This window comes from Geobacter sp., assembly GCF_027327745.1.
Taxonomy (GTDB): domain Bacteria; phylum Desulfobacterota; class Desulfuromonadia; order Geobacterales; family Geobacteraceae; genus Geobacter.
In genome coordinates this window covers 1-4,051 of record NZ_DAHVYG010000083.1, presented here as the reverse complement: position 1 = coordinate 4,051, position 4,051 = coordinate 1, and the positions used below count along the sequence as shown (strand labels likewise).

Sequence of the window (4,051 nt, the reverse complement as noted above, 5' to 3'; positions counted from 1 at the left end):
TGGCTACGGGTCTCCGCGTGTGGTATCTTGAATGCCGGTTCGAACGTTGAATGATGCGGGTGGCTTACAACCTGCAGGTTTTATACAGGAATTTCCACCGCGTCCGCAACCCGTTTTGCGATGGCCCGGCTCCTGACTCTGTTCAGATTGCGAGGGAATAATGCACCGAAAACGCAAAAGCGGCATCCTTCTTCACCCAACATCGCTTCCGGGACCGGACGGGATCGGTTCCCTCGGGAAGGAATGCCGTCATTTTCTCGACTTCCTCGCGGCAGCCGGCCAAAGCCTCTGGCAGGTGCTTCCGCTCGGCCCGGCGGCCCATGGCAATTCACCCTACTCATGCTATTCCGCCTTTGCCGGCAACCCTCTCCTCATCGACCTGGCCGCTCTGACGGAGGAGGGTGACCTCTCCGGGAAGGAGCCGTTGGAGTTTCCCTCCGATTATGTCGATTTCGCGGTCGTCGAGGGGCACAAGTCGCGCCTGCTGAAGGCTGCCGCTGCCCGGTTTCACACCCACGCGGACCGTGAGCGCAAGGAGGAGTTCTGGCACTTTTGCGACACTACCGCCTGGCTTCACGACTACGCACTGTTCATGGCCCTCAAGGAGCATTTCAGTGGGAAGAGCTGGAATGCCTGGCCCCGGGAGATTGCCCGCCGCGAATCTGAGGCGCTGGAAAAGTACTCGGTCAGGCTTGGCCCTGCCGTTGGAGAGCAAAAGTATATCCAGTGGCAATTCTTCCGCCAGTGGCGGCGGATCAGGGAATACGCCAACGGCAAGGGAATCGCCATCGTCGGCGATATTCCGATCTTCGTCGCCTTCGATTCTGCCGATGTCTGGGTCAATCCCGAGCTCTTCCATCTCGACGAGAAGGAAAAGCCCACCGTCGTGGCCGGCGTGCCGCCGGACTATTTCAGCAAGACCGGCCAGCGATGGGGCAATCCGCTTTACAACTGGAGCGCCATGGCCGACCGCGGCTACGGGTGGTGGATCGAGCGGTTCCGCAAGTCCCTGGAGCTGCATGATGTGGTCCGGGTTGATCACTTCCGCGGCTTCGAAGCGTACTGGGAAATCCCTGCCAGGGAAAAGACCGCGGTAAACGGGCGATGGGTGCCGGGGCCGGGGGTAGCGTTTTTCGATACGGTCCTGGGTGCCCTCGGGGAGCTTCCGCTTATTGCCGAGGACCTGGGAGTCATCACCCCGGAAGTGGAGGCGCTGCGCGACCGCTACCGCTTTCCCGGCATGAAGATACTCCAGTTTGCCTTCGATTCGGGAAGCTGCAATCCCTATCTTCCCCACAACTACACCCCGGATTGCGTCGTCTATTCCGGCACCCACGACAACGACACCACGGTCGGCTGGTTTCACTCCCTTTCGCCGCACCAGCGGGAACTCGTTCTGCATTACACCGGGACCAGCGGCCGGGACATCGCATGGGAACTGATCCGCCTCGGTCTTTCGTCGGTTGCCGCCATGGCCATCTTTCCCCTTCAGGATATTCTCGGTTGCGACGGCTCCTGCCGGATGAACCTCCCCGGCACCCCGCGGGGGAACTGGTCCTGGCGGTTTACCCCCGGACTTCTCACCGACAGGCTTGCCGACCGCCTGCATGAACTGACGTCGCTCTTCGGCCGGCACTGACCACAACGTCCGGTTTTGCGATGGAACTTGACAATCCGGGTGTGGACTAAATACGATGCGCCGTAAATCTTTATGGGTTTTGTAAATAATAGCCGCACATTACAGGAGAGGAGACAGCCATGTCAGAACCGAAACAGAATTTCGACACCCTAGCCCTCCACGCGGGACAGGTTCCCGATCCCGCAACGCTTTCCCGCGCGGTTCCCATCTATCAGACGTCCTCCTACGTTTTCAAGAGCTCGGAGCACGCTGCCAATCTCTTTGGACTCAAGGAGTTCGGAAACATCTATACCCGGATCATGAATCCGACCTGCGACGTGCTGGAAAAACGGCTCGCCGAACTCGACGGGGGGGTGGGAGCGCTGGCCGTCGCCTCGGGACAGGCGGCCATCACCTACGCCGTGCTCAATATCACCCGGGCCGGTCAGAATATCGTCTCCACCAGCTATCTCTACGGCGGGACCTACAACCTGTTCCACTACACTCTTCCGAAGCTCGGCATCGAAGTGAAATTCGTCGATACCTCCGATCCGGAGAACGTCCGCAGCGCCATCGATGAGAACACCCGTCTCGTCTATTCCGAGTCGGTCGGGAACCCCAAGAACAATGTCGACGACTTCGAGGCGATCGCAGCGATAGCCCATGGTGCGGGAATCCCCTTCATCGTCGACAATACGGTGACGACCCCCTACCTCTTCAAGCCGCTGGAACACGGGGCCGATGTAGTGGTCTACTCCCTCACCAAGTTCATCGGCGGCCACGGCACGAGCATCGGCGGCGCTGTGGTGGACGGCGGTACCTTCCCGTGGGACAATGGGAAATTTCCCGAGTTCATCGAGCCCGACCCTTCGTACCATGGGCTGAAATTCTGGGAGGCCCTTGGCAATCTTTCCTACATCCTCAAGATGAGAGTCACTCTTCTGCGGGATATGGGGGCGTGCCTGGCGCCGTTCAACGGTTTTCTCTTCCTCCAGGGGCTTGAAACCCTCCCCGTCCGGATGGCCCGCCACGTGGAGAATGCCCGGAAAGTTGCCGAGTGGCTCGAAAAGCATCCGCTGGTTTCGTGGGTCAACTATCCGGGGCTTCCGAGCCACGCCGACCACGGGCGGGCAAAGAAGTATCTGCCGAAGGGAGCCGGTGCCATCATCGGCTTCGGCATCAAGGGGGGGCTTGAGGCGGGCAAGCGCTTCATCGACAACGTAAAGCTCCTTTCTCATCTCGCAAACATCGGCGATGCCAAGTCGCTCGTCATCCACCCAGCTTCGACCACCCATCAGCAGCTTTCCGAGGAGGAGCAGCGCTCCACCGGCGTTACGGCGGACTTTATCAGACTCTCCATCGGCATAGAGGATGTGAACGACATCATTGCCGATATCGATCAGGCCCTTACAGCGTCTCAGGCCTGATGCATCCTGAATCCGGCAGTTGCCCGCATGCGTAATGAGTGTTTCAGCGAATGAAGCAGGCGGGTAACTGACGAATTCAGGTTTATTCTTCGCTCGCCAGGAGAGAAGGGCGGCCCCACCGGGTCGCCTTTTTTCTGGCGGTGCGTGAGGGGAAAAAGTGAACTTTCTCGCACATCTGTATCTGTCCGGCGACGACCCTGAAATCCTCGTGGGGAACATGATGGGCGACTTCGTCAAAGGGGTGCTCAACGCCAGCTATCCTCCCCGCATCACCAAAGGGCTCGAACTCCATCGCCGGATCGATTCCTTTGCCGGGCGCCACCCCTCGTTCATCGCGAGCAAGAGGCGCATTTCCAGCGATTACGGACATTATCGCGGCGTTCTCGTCGATCTGTACTATGACCATTTTCTCGCCGCGGAGTGGGAGAGCTTCTCAGACGAGCCGTTCGAGCTGTTCGTCGCGAAGGCGTGGAGAATCATGAGAGAGCATGCCGAAATACTTCCGCAACGGCTACGGGCAAGGCTTGAGGAGATTTTCACCCAGTGGCTTCCTTCGTACCGGTATGTGGATGGCGTCGATGCCGTGCTTCGCCGCATGGCAGCTCGCGTGGGGCGCCCCAATCCCCTTGACGGCGGTGCCGCCGAGCTGGCGCTACACTACGGGGAGCTGAGGGGGGACTGTTTCCGGTTCTTTCCGGATGCCAGGAGATACGTCGAAGAGATCGTTGGCGCGTGAAGAAGGAAAGAAAAAGAAAAGCCCGGAAGTTTTCCGGGCTTTTTATAACTCATGTGCTGCGTCGAGGCTCTTTCTCCCAATCCGTCGGTGGAGGGCTTGCGGGCCTTGCCATCATGCTCCTTGCAGGGCCATGATAACCGGTGACCGTTTGCCGACCCCTTTTTCTGGAGGGTGTTACGCTCCTGGCGGATGGAATCTCGACAGCGTCTTCAGCGTCGTCTCACGCAGCACAGAGTTTTCACAGATCTTTCATAATCATGATACTCCCGG

At 59.1% G+C, this 4,051-nt stretch carries 3 protein-coding genes; all 3 read left to right on the top strand.

Annotation, left to right across the window (positions count from 1 at the left end):
• Positions 1–160 precede the first annotated feature (160 nt).
• The 3 genes from malQ to M6689_RS15570 all read left to right on the top strand — a co-directional run bounded on the left by malQ (position 161) and on the right by M6689_RS15570 (position 3,781).
• Positions 161–1,639: a 4-alpha-glucanotransferase gene (gene malQ / locus M6689_RS15580; RefSeq protein ID WP_298273429.1), complete on the top strand. Its 1,479-nt coding sequence runs from the start codon at positions 161–163 to the stop codon at positions 1,637–1,639.
• Between the two features lie 119 nt (positions 1,640–1,758).
• On the top strand, positions 1,759–3,045 hold the full coding sequence (locus tag M6689_RS15575) for a homocysteine synthase (RefSeq protein ID WP_298273427.1): 1,287 nt from the start codon (positions 1,759–1,761) through the stop codon (positions 3,043–3,045).
• Positions 3,046–3,202: 157 nt separating this feature from the next.
• Positions 3,203–3,781: an ACP phosphodiesterase gene (locus M6689_RS15570; RefSeq protein WP_298273425.1), complete on the top strand. Its 579-nt coding sequence runs from the start codon at positions 3,203–3,205 to the stop codon at positions 3,779–3,781.
• Positions 3,782–4,051 lie beyond the last annotated feature (270 nt).